The 25,914-nt window shown below is 67.6% G+C and carries 22 protein-coding genes; 16 read left to right on the top strand and 6 right to left on the bottom strand.

Features of this window, described 5'->3' with window-relative positions:
* The first annotated feature begins 224 nt into the window (after positions 1-224).
* From GR168_RS20830 to GR168_RS24030, 7 genes are all read left to right on the top strand, one after another.
* Positions 225-1,922, top strand: coding sequence for a VanW family protein (locus GR168_RS20830; protein WP_238994959.1), 1,698 nt, complete (start codon positions 225-227; stop codon positions 1,920-1,922).
* A 106-nt stretch (positions 1,923-2,028) separates the two neighbouring features.
* Positions 2,029-2,808 carry an SDR family NAD(P)-dependent oxidoreductase gene (locus GR168_RS20825; RefSeq protein ID WP_058252218.1) on the top strand — a complete coding sequence of 260 codons (780 nt, stop codon included), beginning with the start codon at positions 2,029-2,031 and terminating at the stop codon, positions 2,806-2,808.
* 147 nt (positions 2,809-2,955) lie between these two features.
* Positions 2,956-4,518 (top strand): SLC13 family permease, encoded by a 1,563-nt coding sequence (locus GR168_RS20820; RefSeq protein WP_159371597.1) that lies wholly within the window; start codon positions 2,956-2,958, stop codon positions 4,516-4,518.
* 94 nt (positions 4,519-4,612) lie between these two features.
* The gene (locus GR168_RS20815) at positions 4,613-5,830 is read left to right on the top strand and encodes a glycerate kinase (RefSeq protein WP_159371596.1); all 1,218 of its coding nucleotides are present in this window, start codon (positions 4,613-4,615) and stop codon (positions 5,828-5,830) included.
* 118 nt (positions 5,831-5,948) lie between these two features.
* On the top strand, positions 5,949-8,033 hold the full coding sequence (locus tag GR168_RS20810; RefSeq protein ID WP_159371595.1) for a TerD family protein: 2,085 nt from the start codon (positions 5,949-5,951) through the stop codon (positions 8,031-8,033).
* 337 nt (positions 8,034-8,370) lie between these two features.
* Positions 8,371-8,976 carry a hypothetical protein gene (locus tag GR168_RS20805; RefSeq protein WP_238994958.1) on the top strand — a complete coding sequence of 202 codons (606 nt, stop codon included), beginning with the start codon at positions 8,371-8,373 and terminating at the stop codon, positions 8,974-8,976.
* A 162-nt stretch (positions 8,977-9,138) separates the two neighbouring features.
* Complete coding sequence (locus GR168_RS24030; protein WP_238995116.1) at positions 9,139-10,047, top strand: hypothetical protein; 909 nt, start codon at positions 9,139-9,141, stop codon at positions 10,045-10,047.
* Positions 10,048-10,059: 12 nt separating this feature from the next.
* Here GR168_RS24030 and GR168_RS20795 read toward each other — a convergent pair whose 3' ends face one another.
* A complete protein-coding gene (locus GR168_RS20795; RefSeq protein WP_159371593.1) occupies positions 10,060-11,895 on the bottom strand; it encodes an acyl-CoA dehydrogenase in 1,836 nt (611 codons plus the stop codon).
* Between the two features lie 252 nt (positions 11,896-12,147).
* On the opposite strand from GR168_RS20795, the gene GR168_RS20790 reads away from it, so the two are divergent.
* The gene (locus GR168_RS20790; RefSeq protein WP_058252212.1) at positions 12,148-12,714 is read left to right on the top strand and encodes a hypothetical protein; all 567 of its coding nucleotides are present in this window, start codon (positions 12,148-12,150) and stop codon (positions 12,712-12,714) included.
* Between the two features lie 8 nt (positions 12,715-12,722).
* On the opposite strand, the gene GR168_RS20785 is transcribed toward GR168_RS20790, so the two are convergent.
* Positions 12,723-13,493 (bottom strand): deoxyribonuclease IV, encoded by a 771-nt coding sequence (locus GR168_RS20785; RefSeq protein WP_068971224.1) that lies wholly within the window; start codon positions 13,491-13,493, stop codon positions 12,723-12,725.
* A gap of 115 nt (positions 13,494-13,608) precedes the next feature.
* A complete protein-coding gene (locus GR168_RS20780) occupies positions 13,609-13,824 on the bottom strand; it encodes a hypothetical protein (protein WP_058252309.1) in 216 nt (71 codons plus the stop codon).
* A 236-nt stretch (positions 13,825-14,060) separates the two neighbouring features.
* On the opposite strand from GR168_RS20780, the gene GR168_RS20775 reads away from it, so the two are divergent.
* The 4 genes from GR168_RS20775 (at position 14,061) to GR168_RS20760 (ending at position 17,198) form a co-directional block, all read left to right on the top strand.
* Positions 14,061-15,350 (top strand): phosphatase PAP2 family protein, encoded by a 1,290-nt coding sequence (locus tag GR168_RS20775; protein ID WP_238994957.1) that lies wholly within the window; start codon positions 14,061-14,063, stop codon positions 15,348-15,350.
* A gap of 17 nt (positions 15,351-15,367) precedes the next feature.
* Entirely contained in the window at positions 15,368-15,784 is a 417-nt protein-coding gene (locus GR168_RS20770) for a hypothetical protein (RefSeq protein ID WP_159371592.1), read from the top strand.
* A 103-nt stretch (positions 15,785-15,887) separates the two neighbouring features.
* Positions 15,888-16,535: a DUF305 domain-containing protein gene (locus GR168_RS20765; protein ID WP_159371591.1), complete on the top strand. Its 648-nt coding sequence runs from the start codon at positions 15,888-15,890 to the stop codon at positions 16,533-16,535.
* Positions 16,536-16,688: 153 nt separating this feature from the next.
* Positions 16,689-17,198: a nitroreductase/quinone reductase family protein gene (locus GR168_RS20760; RefSeq protein WP_159371590.1), complete on the top strand. Its 510-nt coding sequence runs from the start codon at positions 16,689-16,691 to the stop codon at positions 17,196-17,198.
* Between the two features lie 44 nt (positions 17,199-17,242).
* On the opposite strand, the gene GR168_RS20755 is transcribed toward GR168_RS20760, so the two are convergent.
* Both GR168_RS20755 and GR168_RS20750 read right to left on the bottom strand, forming a co-directional pair.
* Positions 17,243-18,313, bottom strand: a complete 1,071-nt coding sequence (locus GR168_RS20755; RefSeq protein ID WP_058252206.1) for a DUF4185 domain-containing protein — start codon at positions 18,311-18,313, stop codon at positions 17,243-17,245.
* A gap of 80 nt (positions 18,314-18,393) precedes the next feature.
* A complete protein-coding gene (locus GR168_RS20750) occupies positions 18,394-19,272 on the bottom strand; it encodes an acyl-CoA thioesterase domain-containing protein (RefSeq protein ID WP_159371589.1) in 879 nt (292 codons plus the stop codon).
* 107 nt (positions 19,273-19,379) lie between these two features.
* Between GR168_RS20750 and GR168_RS20745 the strand changes: the two genes are divergently transcribed.
* Positions 19,380-19,967 carry a DUF308 domain-containing protein gene (locus GR168_RS20745; protein WP_068971230.1) on the top strand — a complete coding sequence of 196 codons (588 nt, stop codon included), beginning with the start codon at positions 19,380-19,382 and terminating at the stop codon, positions 19,965-19,967.
* A gap of 83 nt (positions 19,968-20,050) precedes the next feature.
* On the opposite strand, the gene GR168_RS20740 is transcribed toward GR168_RS20745, so the two are convergent.
* The gene (locus tag GR168_RS20740) at positions 20,051-23,917 is read right to left on the bottom strand and encodes a Pls/PosA family non-ribosomal peptide synthetase (protein WP_159371588.1); all 3,867 of its coding nucleotides are present in this window, start codon (positions 23,915-23,917) and stop codon (positions 20,051-20,053) included.
* A gap of 159 nt (positions 23,918-24,076) precedes the next feature.
* On the opposite strand from GR168_RS20740, the gene GR168_RS20735 reads away from it, so the two are divergent.
* The 3 genes from GR168_RS20735 to GR168_RS20725 all read left to right on the top strand — a co-directional run bounded on the left by GR168_RS20735 (position 24,077) and on the right by GR168_RS20725 (position 25,820).
* On the top strand, positions 24,077-25,051 hold the full coding sequence (locus tag GR168_RS20735; protein ID WP_159371587.1) for an alpha/beta hydrolase: 975 nt from the start codon (positions 24,077-24,079) through the stop codon (positions 25,049-25,051).
* A gap of 4 nt (positions 25,052-25,055) precedes the next feature.
* The gene (locus GR168_RS20730; protein WP_159371586.1) at positions 25,056-25,463 is read left to right on the top strand and encodes a DUF202 domain-containing protein; all 408 of its coding nucleotides are present in this window, start codon (positions 25,056-25,058) and stop codon (positions 25,461-25,463) included.
* Positions 25,464-25,538: 75 nt separating this feature from the next.
* Positions 25,539-25,820, top strand: a complete 282-nt coding sequence (locus tag GR168_RS20725; protein ID WP_159371585.1) for a hypothetical protein — start codon at positions 25,539-25,541, stop codon at positions 25,818-25,820.
* Positions 25,821-25,914: the final 94 nt, after the last annotated feature.

The following is a 25,914-nucleotide window of genomic DNA, read 5'->3' as shown; positions in this document are numbered from 1 at the left end:
GTCTCACTTTCGTGGGACGAATCGGGGTACTTCGTCACATATTCGACAGAATCGGCCGTCCGGGGATGCCTCCGGCCGAAAAGTAGCGTAAATATGTCTATAGCTCCGGCTGCGCTGTCAGACCCCCGACCCGACAGCTCGGCCGGAGCGCCTGCTTTCCCGACCGTAGTTCTGCGGCCACCCCCTGATTGGTAAGTCGTCAGCCCGCCGAGCTGCCAGCCCCGATGGATGGAGTTGTGACCCCAGGCTCTCGCCGAGCACGATTCGCGCTACGCGCCGTGCTCGCCGTCGTCGCCGTGATCACGCTCGTCCTCGCCGCGGAGTTCGTGGCCACCCGCTCCGATTCCCCACGCAACGCCGTCGTCGGCGGTATCGATGCGGGCGGTCGGAACTCCGCCGAACTCACCTCCGTACTCGACGAGCTGACGGCGCGCTCGCGACAACCGGTCGTCTTGCGGACGCCGGAGGGCTCGGCCGAGGTCGCGCCCGCCGAGCTGGGACTCACATACGACGCCGATGCGACGCGGGCTCGTCTCCTCGAGCAACCGCGCAATCCGCTCGTCCGTCTGGCCGCGCTGTTCGGCCGCGACTTCGACGTCGAGCCGGTCGTCACGCTGGATCGGACGGCGATGAACGCGGCGCTCGACGCCCAGCGCGCGTCACTCGAGAAGGCCGCGGTCGAGGGTGGTGTGCACTACGACGGCACCGAGCCCGTCGGGTATCAGCCCGCCAAGGGTGAACGCATCGCGCGAGACGCTGCCGCCGCGACCCTCGTCGACCGTTGGCTGGACGGCGCCCCCGTCGACCTGCCCATGGAACCCTTCTCGCCGACGGTGAGCGCCGAGGTCGTGGCCGCGACCGTCGCCGGACCGGCCGAACGGGTGGTCGCGGCTCCCGTGAGTCTCGTGGACCGCCGCAAACGGACGGTCGAGGTGCCCGCGGGAGACCTGGCGTCGATGGTGACCTTCGGGCCCGACGGCCGCGGCGGGCTCACCCCCCGAGCCGACGAGAAGGTGGGGCGCGAGATCCTCGCCCCCGACCTCGACGCCTCGCAACGGGCCCCCGTCAGCGCGACGTTCAGTCTGGCGTCCGGCCGTCCGCAGGTGGTGCCGGGCGTCGACGGCGCCGCGATCAACTGGCCGAAGACCCTGGCCGCCGTCGCCACGAGTGCGGCGGCCGACGGTGGCGATCGCAGGGTCGAGGTCGTCTACGACGACGTCGAGCCGAAGCTCACGACCGATGCCGCGCGCAAGCTCGGGGTCACCGAACTGATCAGCGAGTACACCACCGGTGGCTTCTCGAGCGCTTCCGGGGAGAACATCCGGCTCGTCGCCGCCGAGGTCGACGGGGCCCTCGTCCTGCCCGGAAAGGTGTTCTCGCTCAACGGGCACACCGGGCCGCGCGGAGCGGAGCAGGGGTACGTGGAGTCGACGATCATCGACCACGGTCGGGCGTCGAACGCGGTCGGCGGCGGGATCTCCCAGTTCGCGACGACCCTGTACAACGCGACCTATTTCGCCGGGCTCGAAGACGTCGACCACACCGAGCACGCGTACTACATCTCGCGGTACCCGGAGGCGCGGGAGGCGACCGTGTTCGAAGGCGCCATCGACCTAAAGTTCCGCAACAACACGCGGCACGGCGTGCTGATCGAGACCGCCTGGTCGCCGTCGTCGGTGACGGTTCGGCTCTGGGGAACGAAGGCGTTCGAGGTCGAGTCGGTCACGGGTGAGCGGGTTGCCCCCACCGATCCGCCGCGAGTCCGCGTTCCGCGCGGGGACGACTGCATCCCGAGCAGCGGGAGCAAGGGTTTCACGGCATCGGACACCCGGATCATCAAGGACGCGCGTACCGGACGGGAGATCGATCGGTCCACCCGCACCGTCCGCTACGCGCCCGAACCCATCGTGAAGTGCGTCTGACCCCGGGGTGGTTCGGCGCGGGGTGATCTGATGTGGAGGATTTCGATGCGGGGTGTTTCCCCGAAGGGCTTTACCGAGCGATAGAACGCTCGATAGGCTCCGGGGCGTGGATATCAATGGAGCTAGTGCAATCGTCACGGGTGGCGCGTCCGGCATCGGCGCGGCTGCGGCTCGCCAGCTGGCGGCCAAGGGTGCAAAGGTCATCGTCGCCGACCTGAACGCGGACAAGGGCGAGGAACTCGCCAAGGAGATCGGCGGACAGTTCGTCGCCGTTGACGTGACCTCGACCGAACAGATCGAAGCCGCCGTCAACGCGGCCACCGAACTGGGCCCGCTGCGTGCGCTGGTCAACTCGGCCGGCATCGGCTGGGCGCAGCGCACCATCGGTCGCGACGGTGAGTTCGGGTCGGCCCACAACCTCGACGCCTACAAGAAGGTCATCGCGATCAACCTGATCGGCACCTTCGACTGCATCCGTCTCGCGGCCACCGCCATGAGCCGCAACGAGCCGCTCGACGGCCACGGCGAGCGCGGCGCGATCGTCAACATGGCCAGCGTCGCAGCCTTCGACGGCCAGATCGGCCAGGCGTCGTACTCGTCGTCGAAGGGCGGCGTCGTCGGCATGACCCTCCCGGTCGCGCGCGACCTGGCCGCGGTCGGCATCCGCGTCAACACCATCGCCCCCGGTCTGATCGACACCCCGATCTACGGTGAAGGCGAAGCGGCTGAGGCGTTCAAGGCCAAGCTCGGCGAGTCGGTCCTGTTCCCGCATCGCCTGGGTGCGCCGGACGAGCTCGCCTCGATGGTCGTCGAGCTGGTCACCAACAGCTACATGAACGCGGAGGTCATCCGCGTCGACGGCGGCATCCGGATGCCACCGAAGTAGATCCGACACACCACTGGGGTAACCGCGCAGACCCACCGCCGGCCCGATCCGGTGGTGGGTTTGCCGTCTGTTCACCGGTTCTTTCCGTGAAAGAACTTTCATTCGCGCCTCATGAAGGTGTCACGCCGGCACCGCAGAGTGGTCGCCATGAACGTTCCGCACACGATCGACCGAGGCCCGGGACACCCGGGGCCGGTGACGATGTACGCGACGCGTCCACCGGTGCGAAAGGTGGTGCCGCCACCGCCCCGACGCTCCCTGCGGGACACCCTCGGCGGCCTGCTGTCACTCTGGGCGACAGCAGGACTCGTCGTCGTGGTCGTCGCCGGCGCGTTCGTCGGTCACGCCGGATGGTCGGGCGAGCTGTCCTTCGACGCCGTCGTCACCCTGCTCGTGTTCTTGATCGCGGTGTGGGCGTGGATCTTCTCGCCGCTGGATGACACCTATGTCGCGCTGGGTGGCGGTATCGCTCTGGTGGTCTTCGGCATCATCGACGCCAACACGTTCGCGGGCACGCTCGGCTCCGGCGTGATCTGGTTGCTGATCGGTGCTTTCGTGATCGCGGCCGCGATCACGGCGTCAGGTCTGTCGGCTCGTGTGTCGGCGCGTGTCGTCCGCCGGGCCCGGACGCCTCGTCAGTTGGTCCATCTCATCACCGCGGCCCTGTTGCTGACCACGTTCGCGATCCCGGCGACGTCCGGGCGTGCGGCCCTTGCTCTTCCGATCTTCCTCGCGCTTGCCGCGGTCCTGCGTGACCGGCCCCGCCTGGTGCTCTGCCTCGCTCTGGTCTTCCCGATGGTGATCCTCTTCTCGGCGGTGGGATCGCTCCTGGGTGCCGGCGCGCACCTCATCACCGTCGAGATCGTCTCGGCAGCAACCGGTAGCGGTATCGGATTCCTGCACTGGGCGGTTCTCGGCATCCCCCTGGCCCTCGTGTGGTCGCATCTCGCGGCCGAGGCGGCACTGTGGTTGATGACCGATCACGCCGAACGAGCACGTCCGCTGTGTGTACCGCCGACCGCTCTCGCAGCGACCGGGACGGCGACCTCCGGACCGCTCACGTCTGCTCAACGACGAGTGTCCGTCATTCTCGGACTCGTTGTGGTGCTGTGGTGTTCAGAACCCCTGCACGGCGTCGACCCGGCCATCGTCGCGGTGCTCGGCGCGCTGGCCGCGTCGGCGCCGGCGGTCGGCGCGACGACCCTGGGCGCGGCGCTGAAGACCGTCCCGTGGACGCTCCTGCTGTTCATGGCCGCCACCCTCGCGCTGGGGATGGCGCTCAATTCCAGTGGTGCCGCGGAGTGGTTGGCGGATCAGGCCTTCGGGTCCATCGCCGAGACCGGGCCGGCGGCGGCGATGGTGTTCGTCGTCGTCGCAGCGATCGTCTCGCTGCTCGCGCATCTGGTGATCCAATCCCGTTCAGCCCGTTCGGCGGTGCTGATCCCGATCATCGTGGTGACCGCCCCGGCCATTGGGGTCGACCCCGTCGCCGCGGCCTTCCTGTCCACCGCGGCCGCCGGGTTCTGCATCACCCTCACCAGCTCGGCCAAACCGGTCGCCATGTTCGCGGCGAGCGACGACGTCCCCGGTTACGAACCCCGACACCTGCTCACGATGTCGGCGCTGCTCGCGCCGGTGTCGCTGGTGCTGCTCATCATCTTCGGGTTCTGGGTCTGGCCCTACCTGGGTCTGCCCCTCCTCTCGTCCTGACCGTCGCATCGCCGCGACTGTCCCGAATGTGCCTCCGGGCGCCAGTTCCCCTCCCGTCAACAAAACCTTGTCCGATCGATCAACAGGAGTGCCGATGTCTGTCCGAGTTCCGCAACGAATCCTGGTCGCCCCGAGTGGTTTCAAGGAGAGCCTCGACGCCGTGTCGGTGGCGACCGCCATCGCCGCGGGGGTGCGGCGCACGCTCCCCGGGGTGCGCGTCGACATCGCACCGATCGCGGACGGCGGGGAGGGAACGGCGCGCATCCTGGCGGCCGCGGGCAACGGGCGCCTCCACGAGCTGACCGTCTGCGGCCCCACCGGTGAGCCGGTGCAGTCGCACTGGGCCGAGGTCGGCGTCGGTCGGAACCGCATCGGCGTCGTCGAGATGGCCGCCGCAGCTGGATTGGCACTCGTTCCGGCGGGGCAGCGAGATCCCGCCGCCACCACCACTTACGGAGTGGGACAACTGATTGCCGCGGCCCTCGACGCGGGGGTGTCGGCGATTCTCGTCGGCTGCGGCGACTCGGGCACATGCGACGGCGGCGCGGGTGCGCTCCAGGCGCTCGGTGCGCGCGTCCTGGACCATGACGGTGACGAGATCGATTGCGGCGGAAACGAACTGGCGCGCGCGGCGTCGCTGGATCTCACCGGCCTGCATCCGCGGTTGCGTGAGACCGAGGTGGTGGTCGCGGGCAACCCGCACAACGTCCTCTGCGGACCGAGCGGCGTCGCCCGCGTCTTCGGGCCGCAGAAGGGGGCGACGCCCGCACAGGTCGACTCGCTGTCGGCGGCGCTCGACGTCTGGGCGGACATACTGCAGCGGGATGGGCTGGCCGACATCGACTATCGGCAGGGGGCCGGGTCCGGCGCGTCGGGTGGACTAGGTGCGGGCCTGGCGGCAGCCGGCGGGAAACTGCGCTCGCGGTTCGACGCACTACTCGATTCCGGGCTGTCCGGCATCGACCTCGATCATCGGATCGGCAAGGCGGATCTGGTGATCACCGCAGAGGGTTCGATCGACTTCCAGACCCCTCGCGGCAAGGTGCCCGCGGAGGTGGCCCGCCGCGCCCAGTTGCGGGGTGTGCCCGTTGTCGCGCTGGCGGGTTCGCTCGGACACGGTGCGCCCGCCGTCCACGACGTGGGGATCGGGGCGATCGCATCGATCATCACGGTACCGATGCCCTTGTCGGAGGCAGTCGCCAACGGAGAGAAGCTCCTCGCCGACGCCGCCGAGCGCACCATGCGGATGATCCTCCTCGGCGCCGCGGTCTCCGCCCGGGCCAGGCAGCGGAAGCGGAAGAAGGCGGTCTGATCTCCTCGCCCGCGGATGTGCGGGGACCGATCCTCCAATCAATCGAATGGGCCTCGAATTCGACCCACTTGTCCGATTTGCCACACGCCGACCAGGGTGTTGCCAATAGGTTGGCGAGGTGGAGCTTCGTGAGCTGTCCAAGGGTGGAAACGTATCCGTCGACGAAGTCGCCGGCGAAAACTCACCGCGGCTGGTGGTCGTCATCCAGACCGAAGCGGCTGCGGGCAAGGAGATCGGGCTCGACGCCGGCATCCTCATCCTCGGTGACGACGGTCAAGTGCGGTCCAATGACGACCTGATCTTCTACAACCAGCCCACGGGGGTGGGAGGCGCTGTACGGCTGGTCTCGCACGAGGTGCATCAGCAGGACCCGGACGGCAGTTCGTTCAGTCAGAAAGATGCCGTGGAGGTCGATCTCGCGCGCATACCCGATTCGGTCGCGCGAATAATGGTCACGGCCAGCACAGACCCTCGGACAGATGCGAGCTTCGGAGACGCCGAGCTCGTCAACATGTACGTCGCCCATGCAGACGAGCCAGATGCTCCGTTCGTCGTGCACGCAATGGAAGGTCTGTCGTCGGAACGCGCGCTGATCTTCGGCGAGATATACCGACGCAACGATGCCTGGAAGATCCGAGCCGTCGGTCAGGGTTACGACGGAGGGCTCGAGGCCCTGGTTTCCGACCATGGGATCGAAGTCGACGACACAGAGTCTGTCGACGGCAGCCTGGATTCGACTGGTGAGGACGAGGAACCGGACACGGAACAGAACGTTGCCGGGTCGGTCCCTGACGCAAGTTCGGCCGAGGCGGCTCTTGCCGCCGACACCGGAATGCCGGGTGCCGATGACGCCGTGCAAGAAACCGCACCTTCACTGAGTGAGCCCGGTACGAAGGTCTCGATCGGCCGAAAACGACGCCCGGCGCCGTTGCCGAAAGACTGGGCGTCGAGAACTCTGGCATATCTACCTCGACAGGTTGAGTCGGAGTGGAAGCGGGCGCGCCTCTTTCCATCTGCAGGCATCAAGTCGGCCGCCGAACAAGAGATGCGCACGACGTCCATTCTGTTGGCCACGATGGAAACGGTCCCCGAGTTCGGCCGCGCGGTACTCAGCCAGACCGGAGCGCCGCGAGGACGTATCGAAGCATTCACCGAAGTTCGATTCTCGATGTCGGGTGAGGATGTGCGCCCCGATGGACTGATCAAGGTGAGTCGCGGTAGCAAGGTGTGGCGAGCACTTGTCGAAGTGAAAACCGGCCGGGCGGAGCTGACCGGGGATCAGGTCGGAACCTACCTCAAACTGGCCAAGGCGAAGTCGTTCGACGCAGTGATCACGATCAGCGGCGACCTGATGGCCTCCCCGGATCTCCACCCTTTCGCCGTCGAGAGTCGACCTTCGAAGAACATTGTCCTGAAACATCTTTCGTGGGAGGAGATCCTCGCCGAGGCAATGATCGTGCACGAGCATGTCGGCGTCGGCGACAGGGTGCGAGCTCGCCTGCTCGAGGAACTCCTCTGGTACGCCGCCGACAGCCAGTCCGGTATGCGGACCTTCGACGACATGGGTAAGCAGTGGGTCAAGATCCGGGAAGCGGTCAAGAACAAGACGGTCGGCGCGTCGGACGACTCGACGTCGGACGTGTGCGACAGATTCGATCGTCTGGCCCGCCACGTCGCGCTCCGGCTCAGCGCACTGACCGGGCAGCGCGTGACTGCACAAGCCCCGGCGAGTCGAGTCGATTCGGTCAGCCGCGCTCGGCAACTGGCCGATTCAGGGGAGCTCTTCGCGTTGTTGCGAGTATCCGGAGCGGCTGGACCGGTGGCAATGCACGCAGACCTTGGCCGCGGGCGTATCGGTTGCTCGTTGAAAACCGCAGCCCCGCGGGCAGGGCGACCGCAGACCAAGATCAACTGGCTGGTCCGTCAACTCTCGGGCGCACCCGAGGACCTACGGATCACGGCGCATCACGCGGGAAGTCGGGTCGAGTCGACCGCGGCGTTGCTGAAGGACATTCGCGTAGACGCGACCTCTGTCATGCCCACCGACGGCCGCGACATCCGCGAGTTCACGGTGACCATAGAGTCGTCCATGGGGTCGAAACGGTCTGGCAGCGAGGGTGGATTCGTGACGGCCATGGTTCTCCTGAACACCACCTTCTATGCGGAAGTGGTCGAGCGGGTGCGGTCGGGAAGGGATGCCTGAGCCGCAGACGAATTCACGACGCCTGGGCTGCCATCCGGTCACCGCGCCCCACTGACGAACCTCAGCTCGACTGATGGACCTCGATCGAAGTCCATCAGTCGAGCTGAGGTTCGTCGGTGACTCGATACGCCGATGCCCCATCGGTCACGGATCGACAGGTGGATACGAAAGTCCGTGATCGGGGGGTTCGGGATAGTGTTCGCGCGTGACCAATTCGCCATATCAGTCGGGGGACCCGCGAGTCGGACCACAACCCCCACCCGGGCACTATCCTCCGCACCCGGGCTTCTATCCGTCGAACCGGCCGTACGCGGCGCCGCGTCCCTACGGCAGTCCGATGCCGGGAGGCATGTACCCACCAGGCCCGCCGTTCCCGCCGCCGCAGCGGAAGAAGAAGCGCACCTGGTTGTGGGTTTCGCTCGGTGTTGTCGGTATTGTGGTTTTCGCGGTGGCGGGCCTTGGCGTCCATCGACTGGGAGAATCGATCCCGCCCAGCAGAGTGCTGACCAGTAGTAGCCACATCTCCATAGGTGAATGCGTCCAGATGGAGGTCAGGCAGGGCTCGCTCATCCCGAAGCGGGCCTCGTGCTCAGGTTCTGAATTCCGCTACGTCGTGGTCTCGATGTCGACCGGCAGGGAGAGCTGTGGTCCGGAGTATGCGAAGTTCTGGTTCTCGACCAAGTATCCGTCTGCGGCCGGCGGGTTGTGTCTCGCGGAGGTTCTGAACCTCGGCAGCTGCTACTTCCTCTCCGCTGCCACCGAAGGCGTCGCGATCGCCGAGACTCGCGAGATCGATTGCGCCGAGCCGATTGTGGTTCCCGGCGCAACCAACATTCGTGTCGATTCGAAAGCCGAGGGCAAGCCGACGTGCCCCGAAGGCCAGTCGAAGTACTTCATCCCGAAGCCGACCCCCACTGGTTACTGCCTCACCTTCCTGGAGTGACCAGCCTGCGTCCATGAGTTCCGAGGGGTGACAAAGGTACGGTTCCCGCCGCCGGACCGGCGAACCTCACCTCGACTGATGGACTTCAATCGAAGTCCATCAGTCGAGTCGAGGTTCATCGGTGCCCTGGACGTGGCGGCAGGTGGCGGTAGTCTTCGCGGCGTGACCAACTCGCCATACCAGCCGGGGGACCCGCGATTCGGGCCACAACCGCAACCCGGGCAGTACCCGCCGAACGGCGGGTATCCGCCACCGAATCAGCCCTACGGTGCTCCGCCACCGAATCAGGGGCCTTACGGCGCGCCGCAGCCGTACCCGGGTCCGATGCCGGGCGGGATGTACCCGCCCGGACCGCCGTTCCCGCCGCCACCGAAGAAGAAGCGCACCGGTCTGTGGGTCGCGCTGGGAATCGTCGGGGTGCTGCTCTTGATCGTGATCGCCGGTGGCGTGGCGCGGGTGCTGGTGTCGTCGGCGCAGGGAGGTGGGGTCACCGACACCAGTGACGTCGACGCCGGCGAGTGCATCGTCGTGACGGCGGAGCCGGAGACCCTCAAGGCCGACGAGGTGTCCTGCGGCGACACCGACTTCCACTACGTCGTCGCGGAGAAGTCCATCACGCAAGGGCTCTGCGGTCCCAACTACTCGCGCTACTGGGTCGCGGGCGAGGAGGGCGCGCTCTGTCTGGCGCCGGTGTACCAGGAGGGTCGTTGTTACTACATCCCGTCCGCGACCGGTGGTACCGCGCTCGCCGACATTCGTGAGATCGACTGTGGGTCGCCGGTTTTCCGGCGGAACGAACATCCGCGTGGACAGCAAGGCCACGGGGGAGCCCGAATGTCCCGACTCGGACGGGACCTACTTCGCGGAGAAACCGCGCCCCGTCGGCTATTGCTTCAGCGTGATCGAGTGACGATGCCGCACCGCGGGGTCGGAGCCGCGATGTGCGCGGGCTCGACGCAAAGAAGAACTCCCACCGGCGGATTCGCCGGTGGGAGTTCTCGGTTTGGTCGGGCTCAGAAGGCCGCTTCGTCGAGCTCCATGATGTCCCTCGGCGGGCGGCCTTCCGTCTGACTCTGATTTGTCTCAGAAGGCCGCTTCGTCGAGCTCCATAATGTCATTGTCGATGTTCTCGACGGTGACGCGGACGGAGGTGAGTAGCGGGAGCATGTTCTTCGCGAAGAAGCTCGCCACGGCGACCTTGCCCTCGTAGAAGGACTTGTCGGCGTCGGAGGCCCCGTTGTCGAGAGCGGCGAGGGCGACCTCGGCCTGGCGGAGGAGCAGCCAGCCGATGAGCAGGTCGCCGACGGCCATCAGGAAGCGGACCGATCCGAGTCCGACCTTGTACAGCTCGGCCGAGTTCTCCTGTGCCGCCATCAGATCGTTGGTCAGCGAGGCAGCCATCGCCTGCACGTCGTCGAGCGCCGTCTTCAGCAGTGCCCGCTCGGTCTTCAGCCGGCCGTTGCCCGCCTCGGAGTCGATGAAGCTCTGGATCTGTCCGGCGACGTGCGCGAGAGCCTGGCCCTTGTCGCGGATGATCTTGCGGAAGAAGAAGTCCTGGGCCTGGATGGCGGTGGTGCCCTCGTACAGCGAGTCGATCTTCGAGTCACGGATGTACTGCTCGATCGGGTAGTCCTGGAGGAATCCCGAACCGCCGAGCGTCTGCAGCGACTCGTGGCCGAGGGTGCCGTAGGCACGCTCGGAGCCGACGCCCTTGACGATCGGGAGCAGCAGATCGTTGACGCGGTGGGCCATGTCGGGATCGGCGCCGGACACGATCTTCGCGGCGGCGGTGTCCTGGTGCGACGCGGTGTAGAGGTAGATCGCGCGCAGACCTTCGGCGTAGGCCTTCTGGGTCATCAGCGAACGACGCACATCGGGGTGGTGGGTGATCGACACGCGCGGTGCGGACTTGTCGGTCATCTGGGTCATGTCCGCACCCTGGATGCGCTCCTTGGCGTACTCGAGCGCGTTCAGGTAACCGGTCGACAGGGTCGAGATGGCCTTGGTGCCCACCATCATTCGCGCGTGCTCGATGACCTCGAACATCTGCGCGATGCCCTTGTGGACGTCGCCGACGAGCCAGCCCTTGGCGGGGGTGCCGTGCTGTCCGAAGGTGACCTCACAGGTGGCCGACGCCTTGATGCCCATCTTGTGCTCGACGTTGGTGACGAAGACGCCGTTGCGCTCGCCGAGTTCGCCGGTCTCGAAGTCGAAGTGGTACTTGGGCACGAAGAACAGCGACAGACCCTTGGTGCCCGGGCCGGCGCCCTCGGGGCGGGCGAGCACCAGGTGGAAGATGTTCTCGGTCATGTCCTGATCGGCCGAGGTGATGAATCGCTTCACACCGTCGATGTGCCAGGAACCGTCTTCCTGCTGCACGGCCTTGGTGCGTCCGGCGCCCACGTCGGAACCGGCGTCGGGCTCGGTCAGCACCATGGTGGCGCCCCAGCCGCGCTCGGAGCAGATGGCAGCCCACTTCTTCTGCTCGTCGGTGCCGTTGTTGTAGAAGATGTTCGCGAAGCCCGCGCCGGCGGCGTACATGAACACGGGCGGGTTGGCGCCGAGGATCATCTCGCCGATGGCCCAGTACAGCGACCGCGGGGCGGGGAGGCCACCGAGCTCCTCGGCGATGCCGATCTTGTCCCAGCCGCCTTCGACCAGGGCGTTGTAGGACTTCTTGAAGGACTCGGGGATCGTGACGGTGTGCTCGTCGGGGTCGAAGACCGGGGGATTGCGGTCGGCGTCGACGAAGGACTCGGCGATCGGGCCCTCGGCCAGCGCACGGACCTCGCGCAGCATGTCGACGGCGGTCTCGTGGTCGAGGTCCCCGAAGTCGCCGGACTCCAGTACCTTGTCGAGCTCGAACAGTTCGAAGAGATTGAACTGCAGGTCGCGCATGTTGCTCTTGTAATGGCCCATGGTTGTTCCTTGTCTGGTGTGGCCGTCTGCGATGGCGTCCTCGACCCGGTCCGATCGCTCACGGTTGTGCGCGTACCGGCCGGATGAGGGGCTGTTCGGTCCGAGCTATGTTACTCGTCGGTAACCCAAGGGTAGCCCCATATCCCCGCCGGATCAATCGGAAGATGTGTGATCTGCGCCCGTTGGTGCACCCGGAGCGCCGAGAAATCCGCAACGCCGGCGCAGGAACCGCGAGTACGTTCCAATGAACGAATGCGCAGACTGGTGATCGGACCCGCACGTCTCGGCGCGACAGGTTTCGTGAGCGTCGTGATCTCGATCGTCGCCCTGGCCGCCGGACTTCTGGTGGCTGTCGCCCCGGCAGACGCCGCGGCGACGCCCTCGTGGGACGGCGTGTATTCGTTGAAGCGGTTCGCCGCCTCGAAGACCGGAACGAGCCTCGCGGCCCGGCAGGCGGAGCCGGACTTCTCCGACGACTACACCTTCAGGACATCGTGCGACGGCGGTACGTGCGTGGCGACGGTGATCGACGGGCCGAAACCCGCGAATCCGACGCTGCCGCAGCCGCCGCGCTACACCTGGGAGGCAGGATCCTGGGTGCATCGTTATGACTGGGAATGGGACTGCTGGCAGGGCGCGGGTGTGCCGAAGGTGTGGCGCCCGGCGACGTCGATCGCGACCTACACCCCGCAGGGCGACGGCACGCTGAAGGGCGTGTGGCGGACCACGATCGACGGCGGGCCCTGCGACGGGACGGTCGTCATGAACGTCGCCGCATACCCGGTGACTCCGCCGGCGCCCGCCTGGAATCTGTCGTGATCGACGTCTTATAGCGCCGAGCGCAGGTACTCGAGATCGTCGGGGATGCCGTCGCCGGGTGTCTCCAGGATGACCGGTGCGCCCGCCGCCTCGGCGACGGCGACGAGCACCTCGGGGTCGATGTGGCCCGACGCGAGGTTGGCGTGTCGGTCGCGGCCCGAGTCGAACTCGTCGCGAGAGTTATTGAGGTGCACGAGATCGATCCGGCCGGTGATCTGACGGACGCGCTCGACGAGTCCGACGAGATCCTCGCCGCCGGCCCAGGCGTGGCAGGTGTCGAGGCAGAAGCCGGCCTGGTCGAAGTCGCCGACCGCCTCCCACAGACGGTCGATGGACTCGAGCGTGCGTGCCATCGCGTGGTCGCCGCCCGCGGTGTTCTCGATGAGGATCGGGACGCCGAAGCCGCCCTTGTCGGCCTGGCGGTCGAACAGCTTGCGCCAGTTGGCGAATCCCTCGGCGCTGTCCTCCCCGTCGCGCAGATGCCCGCCGTGGACGACGAGCCCGAAGGCGCCGAGTTCGGCGGCGGCCGCGGCCTGCTGCTCGACGGCCTTGCGCGACGGCATCCGCAGCCGGTTGTTCAGACTGGCGACGTTGATCTGGTAGCTCGAGTGCACGACGACGTCGATGTCGGACTCACGGAACTCCGCCGCGCGCGGGTTCGGCTGCGGCTTCTTCCAGCTCTGAGGGTCCGTGACGAACATCTGGAAGACATCGATCCCGAGCTCGGCGGCAGTGGCCAAGGGGTCGGCGTCCTCGCGAAGATGGGCTCCGATGCGCATGCGACAACGATAGTGGCCCGCCCTGACACGCGGACGCGCCCGTCGTCATGGATCACGGGGACACGCCGGGGCGGTCACCTGCTTCGTCCAACCGGCTCTCCGCGGCGACGGGAGATCAGTCGCCCAGGCAGGGCTCGGTCTCGATGGTGATCGGGACTCCGGGTGCGATGAGGAGTCGACACGGTGCCGCGCTGTCGTGATAGAGGTTCAGCCACTCGTGACCGCGGGTTCCGTCGGCGTACACCGCGTCGAGGGTGCGGTTGAGACGGGCCTCCGCCTCCTTGTTGATGATGTAGCGCTGGTCGCCGTAGCGCAGGTAGCGATTGGGCACCGAGACCTCCTTCAGGGGATCGACGCCCTCCAGTGTGATCCACAACACCCTGATCGGCGAGGTGTCCGGCGAAAACCGCTGGCGGAGACCCCTCGCCCTGGGTCGCGGCGCCGGAAATGCTCAAATCCGACATGCCTGGCCGTCGGCTTGGCTCGCGAACAACAGATGGCCATTACACTGACGGCAGTTTAAGTGGGTGGTTGCCCTGCGGGGTGTGACGGGCGGGGTTGTGTCGGGTGAGTGTCGACGAGACGGTGGGCGTCCCGCAGCCGGGCAGACCCTCCAAGCGCGACGAGCGCGAGAGCGCCGAGACGACCACCTCCGACACCAAGGACTCCGTGGTGGCCACCGGTCGTGAGGACACCGACCGCGACGACACCGGGCGCGCGGGTGTGGAACCGATCCTCGACGACCTTGCCGCCGCCGCCGAGATGGAAGCCGATCCCGAGAGCCGTCGCGATCTGACGATGGTCCGGCGCATCGCGATCGGCGCCTGGATCGTGCTGATGGCGGTGCACGTCGCCCTCTACGGTCTGGCCTTCGACCGCACGCGCCTGATCATCCTGATGTGTCTGGGACTCGCGGCCGCCTGTATCGGCCGGCGCAAGTTCATCACGATCCTCATCGACTGGGCGCCGTTCGCGCTGATCCTGATCCTCTACGACTGGACCCGGGACGTCGCGCGCATCGTCGACATGCCCACCCACTGGCATCTGGCGATCGATTTCGACGCTTGGCTGACCGGCGGGGTCAATCCCACGGCCTGGCTGCAGGAGCACCTCAAGCAGGCGAGTCCGCCCTGGTGGGAGGTCATCGTCAGCATCGTCTACATGTCGTACTTCATCATCCCGTACGCGGTCGCGGCCGTGTTGTGGCTGAAGGACCGCGCCGCCTGGCGACGCTACGCGGCGTGTTTCGTGGCGACGACCTTCCTCGCCCTGGTCGGGTACACCCTCGTCCCGGGCGCCCCGCCGTGGGCCGCCGCGCGATGCACCGCGGCCGAGGTCCAGGACTTCCCGCGCGACCCGATCTGCATGTACTCGCCTGAGGCCAAGGAACCCGGCGGTCTGCTCGGGCCGCTGGACAACGAGTACCCGGACGCCAACCCCTACGTCGAACGGATCTCGGCTCGCGGTTGGGGTTACCTCAACATCCACGCGGCGTCGAACCTCGTCGAGGTCGGGCAGGGCAAGTCCAACCTGGTCGCCGCGATCCCGTCGCTGCACGCGGGTCTGACGATGCTCCTCGCGCTCTTCATGTGGCCGCGGGTGAAGGCGCTCGGCAAGACAGTGTTCATGGGCTACGCCCTCGCTATGGCGTTCGCCCTGGTGTACACCGCCGAGCATTACATCTTCGACATCGTGCTCGGGTGGCTGCTGGCCGCCGCGGTGATCGCGACCTACCAGATCATCGACCGCAAGATCTTGCTCCCGCGACAACGACGCCGAGCCGCCGAGGAAGCAGCGGCGGATTCGGGAGACGATCGGCGTCCCGACGACGCCAGGGCGTCGACGACGGCATCCTGATCTCGTAACCTGGCACCGTGAGCAGCCGCCGCAGAACCGGTCGTGGCGCCGTCGTCTGGCGCCGCGCACTCGTTCTCGTACTCGCTCTCGCCGTGATGCTCATGCACACGGTGGTGTCGGGTCATGGCGGGCCTTCCGGTGGCGAGAGCGGGATGTCGCACCATGCCGAGCATTCGACGCTCTCCGCATCGTCGACGCTGACGTCCGCCCCGGAGATGACCGGAACCGACGACTGCGGTGAGCACTCGCACGACTGCGTCTTCATCCGTGCGGCGGGCGTCGATCTCCCGGCCGTGGTTCTCGTTCTCCTGCTCTGGTCGCTTGCGGCGCTTCCGCGGATCGTCGACACCGCTCGCCGCCGTACGACGATCCTGGGTCGTCCGCCGCCGTGGGCCATGTACTCCCATCTGCAACTACAGGTGATCCGCTGCTGAGTTGACCTCCGCGGACCGCTCGGTCCGTCGTGTCGTCATCTCTCCTCCCTCTCGGCCGGCGTCGCGCCCGCCGGGAACTCCGACAGCAGCAAGGAATGCACTCATGTACGTACACAACACATCTCGGCGCCGTATTCGGACGGCGTCAGGGGTCGGCCTGGCCGCGGCGGCACTCATCGCGGTCGCCGGTTGCTCACCCGACGAAACGGCGAGCGACGCCACCTCCGCCAACACCTCGGCATCGGTGGCGACGCAAGCTCCGGCGTCGGCCACTCACAACGAGGCCGACGTCGAATTCACCTCGACGATGATCGGACACCATGACCAGGCCGTGGAGATGGCCGAACTCGTCGAGGGCCGGACGGACAATGCGGAGCTGATCGCCCTCGCGTCGACGATCGAGAAGGCCCAGGACGCCGAGATCGAGCAGATGGAGAACCGTCTGGAGAGTTGGGGAGTCAGTACCGACGGCCTCGACGACGGCCACGAGAACATGGGCCACGGTGGTCACTCCGCGATGCCGGGCATGCTCAGCCCAGACCAGATGACCGCCTTGCGGGACGCACGCGGTCCCGAGTTCGACCGGCTCTGGCTCGAGGGCATGATCCGGCACCACGAGGGCGCCATCGCGATGGCCGATGCGGTACTCGCCGACGGCGTCGACCCCGCGACGAAAACCCTTGCCCTAGAGGTCAAGCGGACCCAGCAGGCCGAGATCGACCAGATGAAGGGCATGCTCGGCCAGAGCTGAGCACCAACAGACGCGCCGGGGCGGTTGGGTCCGGAAACGGACGTCAACCGCCCCGACGTGTCGGAGGGTCACCTACGACAGGTGCAGGACGAGTTTTCGTAGCGATTTTGAGTTAGGACCGTAACTGTCCTAACTCGACGACACACTCGGTTCATGAGTGAAACCGAATCGACAGCAGGACAACCCGATCAGACCAATATCACCGACTACGACGATCCGAATGCGCCGTGGAACCAGGCGTGGGATCAAGAGGATGGCATCGCCAACTGGAACGATGATGTGATCAAGGAGTTTCGGGAGAACGCGGGCAAGGTGGGCGGCGCTTACGCGGGCGCGGACCTCATCCTGCTCACCACCACCGGGGCCAAGAGCGGAAAGCCGCACACGGTTCCACTGGGGCCCTGTTACCGCGACGACACCATGTACGTGAGCTCGTTCATCGAGGACAAGTACCCGGCATGGTGGTACAACATCAGGGCGAATCCACAGGTCATGATCGAGTTCCGAAACAATACGCATCAGGGGACCGGCAAGGTGCTCGAAGGCGAGGACTACGACGAGTTCGCAGCCTGGGTGCTGGCCAACAACCCACTGCTGGCGGACTTCCAGTCCAAGGTCGACCGCCCCATCCCGCTGGTCGTGCTCACCATCGCCGCCAGTTGATCATCGGCAGCCTCGGGGCAATCGCCCCGAGGCAGTGGTCGAGATCAGCCGCGCCGCAGCGGCAGACGCATGAGGTACACCTGATAGCCGATGGAGACCGAGTAGGTGAAGTAGAGGGTGCTGCCCTTCGACCACGGGTGGATGTACGGCGCGTAACCCGTGTACGGGTCCACCGAAGGTGCGACGATCTCACCAGAAGTCCATGGGCCCCAGGGGTTGTCGGCGGTGCGCAGCGTCACGCCGACGTCCTGGCTCGCCAACGAGATGTACTTGCCCAGATAGTCGTTCCACTGGACCGACATCTCGCCCGTCGGGGCGCCCATCACCGGGGTGGCGGCGTCGGGGTTGTTCGGAACCCAACGGCCGTACGAGAAGTACTGCCACTTGCCGAGATTCTCGATGTCCTTCTCGTCGACGCGCGCGAGGTAGACACCGCCCCAGCGGCCGTCGGGTGTGCCGTAGTAGTAGACGGTCTTGCCGACCTTCAGGAAGGCGCCCATCTGGAACTTCTTGTTGCCGCCGCCATTGGGGCGGAACGCACCGACCGAGCGCCAGTTCTCGCCGTTGTCGGTGGAGGAGACGAGGCCCGCCCAGTTGGTGGTCCAGATGCCGGGCGAATCCCACCGTTTGACCGACATCACGGTCATGTACTGCTTGCCGTTGGCGGCCACGCCGGCGGTCGGGATGATCGTGATCTCGCGGCGGACGTTCGGCTTGAGCAGGCGCTTGGCATGACCCGGCCGGCCGGCGTGCGAGGTGAACGTCATGCCGTCGGCCAGGTGGCGGTCCGTGCTGCGCAGCAGGACGTTGGACCGCCAGTAGTAGAGCTCGCCGTACAGGAGGGACCACCCGTTGAACGACTGGGTGTCACCGAACGCCGTGAGGATCTCACCTCGGCCGTTGTCCCACATGACACCGAGATCGGTACCGACAATGTTGAACCGTCCGATGGTGTCGTTCATCGCGAACGGCCCCGTCAATCGGTTGACGATGGTCGCCGGACCGTTGGCGTAGCGGGCGGCGTGGGCGGGGGAGGCGGCCAGGGTCGTCGTCAGGGCCAGAGCGAGCAAGGTGACGACAAGACCCAGGAAAAGCCGTGCGAGGCGCCGTGTCATGGCCGTGACCTTATCAAGACCTGAGAGATATGTGTGAGGTCCGCTACGGTGCCCGACCACCGCGAACAGTCGTGTCGAACTCAGGCTTCGCGATAGCGCTCCGAGGTGTCCACGGTGGTGAAGTCGATCTGCGCGGCGGCATTGTTCACCGCGGTCACGAGCGCGGTCCCGAACATGCCGTCGGCGTCGTAGAGTCCCGCGTTGCTGACCGAGACGCCGTCGTCCTCGATGTGGACGTCGGCCTCGACCCCGACCCGCTCACCCGACGGCAGACGGCTCAGGGCGACGGTCAGATCGCAGTTGATGAAACCGATGCCGGTGCTGCCCCAGTTCGACACCAGGCTCGCGGACTCGGCGCTGACGACCGCCCGCTGGAACGGGGTGAGCTTCTCGCCCGCCACGATGGGTGCGGCCCGCGACCACATCCGTTTGCGGTGCCCGTTCTGGTGATTGCCCATGTCGCGCTCCCATTCGCCGACGGCGTCGTCCGCGGCATCGGAGGCGAACCGGGGGGACAGGTCGTCGTCGGAGGCGATCTCGGGTGGGTGGAAGGTGACCGCGTCCGCGGGGCGATGCCACCGCTGCCCGGGCGGGTTGGTCGAGGTGCGCAGGAACACCGTCGTGCCGCGCGCGACGACCACCTCATCCGCACCTTCGGGGTGTTGGAGCACGTCGACGTCGACGACCCGGATTCGTCCGCCCGATCGGACGATTCGGACCCGGGTCGAGGTGACGATGTCGCGCGCGGCCTTGAAGAGGTCGATGGTGCACCGGGCGGGTACGAACTCATCGTCACCGAACTCGGTCTCGACCGCCCGCGCGGCGAGGCCGCACACCGCCGGACCGTTCAGGGTGCCGGGCGCCCACAGGCTGGCGGCGAAGGGTGTCGGCCGGTATCGGAGACCGGCGCCGGGCCGGCCGGTGTCGGAGATCGGCTCGAAGAACGCGATGTTGGTCATCGTTACTTGTTACCCCGCTGTTCATCCGCGTCGGCGATGCGGTCGGGTTTGTGCCGCTCCTGAGCGAATAGCGCGCCGGATCCTGCTGTGCCGGATAACCTCCCACCATGACTTTCGCCACGGTGTACACCAAGCACTTCCCCGACGAACTGGTCGGTGCCGTCCGCACGGCACTCATCATCACGTCGATCGTCGGCATCGTGATCGGGGTCATCGCGATCCTGTGGCCGGGGCCGACCATCGTCGTCCTCGCCATCCTGTTCGCGATCTCGCTGATCATCGCCGGCATCTTCCGCATCTATCAGGCCTTCGCGGCGTCGTTCCTGAGCACCGGGGTCCGGGTGATGCTCGGCATCGTCGGCGCGATCGTGCTGCTGGCCGGCGTGATCGCGCTGTTCAGTCCCGGCGACGCCGTGTGGCTGCTGGCCGTGTTCATCGGCATCGGCTGGATCTTCCAGGGAGTCGCCGACCTGTACGCCGCGATCACCAAGTCCGGGCACGCACCCACCTGGTTCCTGATCCTCTCCGGCATCATCGCGATCATCGCGGGCATCGTGATGATGGTGTTGCCCGCGTTCTCGCTCGAGGTGCTGGCCTGGGTCGGCGGCATCATGCTCGTCGCGCTGTCGATCGCCACGCTGCTCACGCTGCCCAAGAAGGTCGAGCAGCCGGCCACCGGGGAGCCCGCGGTCTGACAGGTGGCCTCGACCCCTTCTGCCGGTTGAGCTTGTCGAAACCCCTCGCTGCGCTCGGTCGACGCTGCTCGACCAGCTGGAGATCAGCGCGGCCAGGGAGCGATGGGGTTCCCCTGCCAGCGGGTGTGGGCCGGGACCACGTCGCCGCGCATGACCAGCGATGCCGGCCCGACGGTCGCCGAGTCGCCGAGTCCGGACGCCGGTAGGGCGACGCAGTGCGGGCCGAGGGTCGCCCCCGCCCCGAGCGTGACACGGTCGATGGCCATGACCCGATCGTGGAACAGGTGGGTCTGCACGACGCAGCCGCGCTGCACGGTCGCGCCGTCGCCGAGGGTGACGAGGTCGGCCTCGGGCAGCCAGTAGGTCTCGCACCAGACGCCGCGGCCGATCTTGGCGCCGAGCATCCGCAGCCACAGGTTGAGGATCGGCGTGCCGGTCGCGGCGTTGGCGAACCACGGAGCCGCGACTGTCTCGACGAAGGCGTCGGACAGCTCGTTCCGCCACACGAACGAACTCCACAGCGGATGTTCGCTCACCGTGATGCGGCCGACGACCAGCCATTTCGCCGCCGCTGCGGTGACGCAGGCGATCGCGCCGACGACGAGCAGGAGCAGACCGCTCACCGCTGCCGCGACCCCGTAGTGCTCATGGACAGCCACATACTGCAGCGCGAGCAGCAGTCCGACGCCGAGCCCGAACGACACCATGACCGGCACCAGGCGCAATGTCTCGATCAGCGAGCGGGCGACCTTGAGCGTCGCCGGCGGGTCGAAGGTGCGTGAGGTGTCGATCTCGGCGGCGGTGCGGCGCAGGCGGACCGGTGGGCTGCCCAGCCAACTCGAGCCCGACTTGGCCCGGTCGGGCGTCGCCGACAGCACGGCCACCAGACCGTTCTTGGGGACCTTGCGCCCGGGGCCGGTCATGCCGGAGTTGCCGAGGAAGGAGCGCTTGCCGATCTTCGCCTCGTCGATGTGCAGCCAGCCGCCACCGAGTTCGTACGACGCGACCATCGTGTCGTCGGCGAGGAAGGCGCCGTCGCCGATCGTGGTGAACTTGGGGAGCACGAGCGCGGTCGAGATCTCGGTTCCCTCACCGACCTTCGCGCCGAGGATGCGGAACCACGTCGGGGTCAGCAGGCTGGCATACAGCGGGAACAGATAGGTGCGGGCCGCGTCGAGAAGGCGTTCGGTGATCCAGACCTGCCAGCCGACGCGGGACCGGACCGGGTGATACCCGGTGTGGAGCCCGATCGAGGCGAGCCGGACCAGGACCGCGGTGATCGCCGCGAACACGAACAGGCTCGTGACGGTGGCCACGGGTAACAGGATCAGCGCCCGGATCCCGACGTCGCGCAACCGGTCCGCGGTCAGCGCCCAGGCGCCGATGACGGCCAGGCCGGAGGCGAGCGAGAGCAGGGGGATGGCGGCGAGCCCCAACGACGACAGTCCGTAGATCGGTACCCACCACGTCGCCCGCGGGGGCCGGTGGTCGGGCCAGGGATGCTCGGCCTTGCCGATCTTCACCGCGGGCGACCCGGCCCAGTGCTGCCGGGCCTTGACCCGGCCGAACACCGCCGAACCCGGGGCGACGACCGCGTCACGTCCGACGACCGCACCAGGGGTGAGCGTCGACCGGGCACCGATCGACGCGCCGCGTTTGATGGCGATCTCGCCGATGTGGACGTCGTCGCCGTCGATCCACCATCCGGAGATGTCGACCTCGGGTTCGACGGACGCGCCGTCCCCGACCGTGAGCAGTCCGGTCACCGGCGGGATGGTGTGCAGGTCGACGCCGCGCCCGATCGACGCACCGAGAGCCCGCGCGAGGTAGATCATCCACGGCGCACCGGACAGGTTGGCGGCACCGCTGGCGTCGAGGAGTCGCTCGGCCACCCAAAGCCGGACGTGGACGCTCCCGCCCCGCGGATGAACGCCCGGAGCGACCCCGGCGAGGAGCACCCGCGCACCGAGCGCCGCGATGCACATGCGACCGGGCGGGGTGATGAAGATCAGGAACGCCGCGAGCAGGACCCACCAGTTGATCTCGACCAGCCACTCGACCGTGCGATCCATCCGGTCGGCGACGAGCAGCGCCACGTTGTTCGCCACACCGAGCCATGTGGCCCACTGCAATCCGGTGAGCGAAGTCAGCGGGATGGTCAGCAGGAGCTGCGCCAGCCCGGCCGAGCGTGGGGTCGGTTCGACGAGGCGTTCATCGATGCTCGTCGTCGGGCGGCGGGCGTCGAGCATCTCGGCCATGGACCCGAGGCGCGGACGGTCGTAGAGATCGGCCACCGAGATGTCGGGGTAGCGTTCCCGCACCGCGGTGACGAGCTGGGCCGCGGCCAGTGATCCACCGCCCTCGGCAAAGAAGTCGACGTCCGGGCTGGAGACGGTCATGCCGAGGACGTCGGTCCACAGCTGCGCCAGCCACAGTTCGGTCTCGCTGAGTTCAACGTCGTCATCCACTGGTCTGTCGCTGCCCGGCAGGGGCCAGGGCAGCGCATCACGATCGACCTTTCCCGAAGTGCGCGTAGGCAATTCGTCGACGAGGGCGAGGGTGGGGACCATCGCGGCGGGCAGCTGTCGCCGCAGCTCGGCGTGCGCCTCGGCGACGTCGAAGCCGGGATCGGCCGACACGAGATAGCCGACGAGCAGACTGTTGCCAGCCGCGGACTTGCGGACCGCGGCTGCGGCTCCGCTCACGCCGGGCAGGTTCTGCAGAGCGTTGTCGATCTCGCCGAGTTCGATGCGCCGTCCGCCGACCTTCACCTGGTCGTCGGCGCGGCCCATGAACAACAGGCCGGCGGTGTCCAGGCGCACGAGATCGCCACTGCGATAGGCGCGTTCCCAGCCGAGCGTGGGCATCGGTGCGTACTTCTCCGCGTCCTTCGCGGGATCGAGGTAGCGCGCCAGGCCGACGCCGCCGATAACCAGTTCGCCGACCTCGCCTTCGGCCACCGGTTGGCCCTGGGCATCGACGACCGCGAGATCCCAACCGCGCAGCGGCAATCCGATACGGACCGGGCCGTCGCCGCCCAGCGGGGCGGCGCACGCCACGACCGTCGCCTCGGTGGGGCCGTAGGTGTTCCACACCTCGCGACCTGTGACGGCGAGCCGGTCGGCGAGCTCGGGCGGGCAGGCCTCGCCGCCGAAGATCAACAGCCGCACGGCTTCCAGCGCCTCCGGCGGCCACAGGGATGCCAGCGTGGGAACCGTCGACACGATCGTGATGTCGCGCGCCACCAACCACGGACCGAGGTCCATGCCGCTGCGGACCAGCGAGCGCGGTGCGGGCACCAGGCACGCGCCGTTGCGCCACGCCAGCCACATCTCCTCGCACGAGGCGTCGAACGCGACCGACAGTCCGGCCAGGACACGGTCGTGCGGGCCGATCGGGGCGTCCGGCAGGAACATGGCCGCCTCGGCGTCGACGAACGCCGCCGCGTTGCGGTGGGTGACCGCGACGCCCTTCGGCTTGCCGGTGGAACCGGAGGTGAAGATGATCCACGCGTCGTCGTCGGGTGTGGGGCGGGCAGGAGATTGCGCGGGCGTCGACGCCGGTTTCGTCGAACGGGGTCCGTCGGCGTCGACGATGGCGTCGACCTCGGCCTCGCCGAAGACGAGCTCGGCGCGTTCGTCCGGGTCGTCGGCGTCGACCGGCACGTACGCGGCGCCGGCATAGAGGGTCGCCAGGATCGCGACGTACAGGTCCCGCGACCCCGACGGCATCCGGATGCCGACCCGGCTTCCCCGCCCGACGCCGACCTCGCCGAGACGTGCGACCGTGCGGCGGACCACGGCCAGCAACTGGCCGTAGGTGAGGGTCATCTCGCCGTCGTCGATGGCCGCGGCATCCGGGTGTGCACGCGCGGTGGCGGTGAGCACGTCGCAGAGGGTGCGCGGCGGGTCTGCCTGTGCAGACAGGAGGAATTGAGGTGGAATGGGCACCTAAGCGGCACCTGCCGGGCGCATCCGCGATCTGGTCACGAGTCCGAGAATATAGCCGACGAAGGTGACCGAACGACCTCGACACCGTGAACGGCGACCCCGACGAACGGACTGAAACGGACGCTCCCGGGGTGTACGTTCGGGCACAGGAGGAATCTGATGCCCATCGTTCATCACCGTCGGCCGAGCCTGCGGTCGTTCCCCATCTGGTTCGGTGCGCGTGCGCTCCTGAAACCGACCCTGGCGCTGTGGCCGATCAACAAGCAGGGGCTGGCGGGGCTGTTCCTCATCGACCGCATCTTTGCCGTTGGACCCAAACCCCGCGGCGTGGTCCGTGAGCAGCTGGTCCTCGCCGGGCGGCCCGCCGAGCTGATCATGCCGGTCGGACCGTCCCGCCGGGACGGCGACACCGCGATGCTCTACCTGCACGGCGGCGCCTTCGTGGTCTGCGGGCTCGGCACCCACCGATCGATCGCCGCGCGGATGGCGCGGGCGTGTGAGGTGCCGGTGTTCTCACTCGAGTACCGGCAGCTGCCGAAGGCCGGTGTCGGGACGTCCGTCGTGGACGCGGTCGACGCCTACGCCGAGCTGATCAACGAGCGTGGCTTCCGGCGGGTGATCGTCGCCGGTGACTCGGCCGGCGGTTTCTTGGCCGCGAAGGTGGTCGAGGCGGCCACGGCGCGCGGCCTGCCCACACCCACGGCGCTGATCGGGTTCTCGCCACTCCTCGACATGGACCTGGGGGTCCACCCGGACCGTTCGAGTCGATCCGACGCCTATCTGCCCAAGTCGAAGATGGCCCGGTTGGCGCCCCAGTTCGATCAGGGGCCCGTCCAGCTGACCGGCGTGCGCCGCATCGCCGACGCCGATCTCACCTCGTTCCCGCCGACCGTGCTGGTCGCGGCCGAAGGTGAGATGCTCGAGCCCGACGTCATCGACCTCGTCGAGTCGCTCGACGCTGCGGGCGTCACGGCCGTGGCGCACCTCTACGCATGGCAGGTGCACGCCTTCCCGGTGTTGAGCGCCCGCCACCCGGAGACCCTGGACGCGGTCGAGGTGACCGCGGCCTTCGCCGCCGAAGCGATCCGAGAGGGCAAGAGCACTGACGAGCGAACGGGCAAACGGGCCGGCTGACGGGGTGAGTACCCCGAACCCGGCGACTCCGGATGCGGTGAACCCGGGGCAGTCGTACGCCGACGAGCTGGAGACCAGACCGCCCGGCGCAGTGGACGCCCGGTTCACCCTCGCCGCCGAACGAACGCTGCTCGCCTGGGTGCGGACCGCACTCGGCTTCATGGCGGCCGGTATCGCGGTGGTCTACCTCGCTCCCGACGAGACGACGCCGATGGTCGACGTCGCGCTCGGCGTCGTGATGGTCGGACTCGGTGCCTCGCTGGCGGTCCTCGGCGCCTGGCGGTGGCGACGGACCACGCGAGCGCTGACCACCGGCGGCGAGATGCCGGGGCCGGCGCAGGTCATGCTCGTGGTCGCTGCGATAGTGGTGGTGGCCGTCCTCGTCGCGGTTGCCATGGTGATCCAGTCCTGACCTGCGCTCCACAACGGCACTCTGCCCATGTCGGCGGCCGCGACCATCAGCTGTCCACCACTGCAGGAGATCATCGTGACCACCGGCCCCGACTTCTCGCGGAGCGCGCAGACGTTCTCGATGACGCTGACAATCGTCGGCGCGACCATCCTCATCTTCTGCATCGGCTGGCTGACGGTCGGCTGGTGGCAGGACGGCCGGTGGTTCTGGGTGGCCGTCGGGATCGCCGTGGTGATCGTGAACGTCGTGCTGATCGCCATGCAGCTCCGCCGCCGCCTCGGTGAGCGGGTCAAGGACACCGACGATCGCCCCCGGCGCCGCGGCCTGATCGACAACTTCGACGACCTCGACGACTGAGCTCACCCCTGCTCCCTGATCCGAGAGAACGACATATCCATTGCTCCCTGAGGTGCGAGGAGCGCTAGCGACGAGCCACGAAGGGCCTGGTGAG

The organism is Gordonia sp. JH63 (assembly GCF_009856645.1).
In the GTDB taxonomy this organism is placed as follows: Bacteria; Actinomycetota; Actinomycetes; order Mycobacteriales; family Mycobacteriaceae; genus Gordonia; species Gordonia hongkongensis.
The sequence above is the reverse complement of the archived record's forward strand: the minus strand, read 5'-3'. Positions and strand labels throughout refer to the sequence as shown.

Coding starts and splice junctions, on each gene's coding strand:
- GR168_RS20830 (WP_238994959.1), top strand. CDS start 225: ATGGATGGAGTTGTGACCCCAGGCTCTCGCCGAGCACGATTCGCGCTA.
- GR168_RS20820 (WP_159371597.1), top strand. CDS start 2,956: ATGAACGTTCCGCACACGATCGACCGAGGCCCGGGACACCCGGGGCCG.
- GR168_RS20815 (WP_159371596.1), top strand. CDS start 4,613: ATGTCTGTCCGAGTTCCGCAACGAATCCTGGTCGCCCCGAGTGGTTTC.
- GR168_RS20805 (WP_238994958.1), top strand. CDS start 8,371: ATGCCGGGAGGCATGTACCCACCAGGCCCGCCGTTCCCGCCGCCGCAG.
- GR168_RS20795 (WP_159371593.1), bottom strand. CDS start 11,895: ATGGGCCATTACAAGAGCAACATGCGCGACCTGCAGTTCAATCTCTTC.
- GR168_RS20790 (WP_058252212.1), top strand. CDS start 12,148: ATGCGCAGACTGGTGATCGGACCCGCACGTCTCGGCGCGACAGGTTTC.
- GR168_RS20785 (WP_068971224.1), bottom strand. CDS start 13,493: ATGCGCATCGGAGCCCATCTTCGCGAGGACGCCGACCCCTTGGCCACT.
- GR168_RS20765 (WP_159371591.1), top strand. CDS start 15,888: ATGTACGTACACAACACATCTCGGCGCCGTATTCGGACGGCGTCAGGG.
- GR168_RS20760 (WP_159371590.1), top strand. CDS start 16,689: ATGAGTGAAACCGAATCGACAGCAGGACAACCCGATCAGACCAATATC.
- GR168_RS20755 (WP_058252206.1), bottom strand. CDS start 18,313: ATGACACGGCGCCTCGCACGGCTTTTCCTGGGTCTTGTCGTCACCTTG.
- GR168_RS20750 (WP_159371589.1), bottom strand. CDS start 19,272: ATGACCAACATCGCGTTCTTCGAGCCGATCTCCGACACCGGCCGGCCC.
- GR168_RS20745 (WP_068971230.1), top strand. CDS start 19,380: ATGACTTTCGCCACGGTGTACACCAAGCACTTCCCCGACGAACTGGTC.
- GR168_RS20735 (WP_159371587.1), top strand. CDS start 24,077: ATGCCCATCGTTCATCACCGTCGGCCGAGCCTGCGGTCGTTCCCCATC.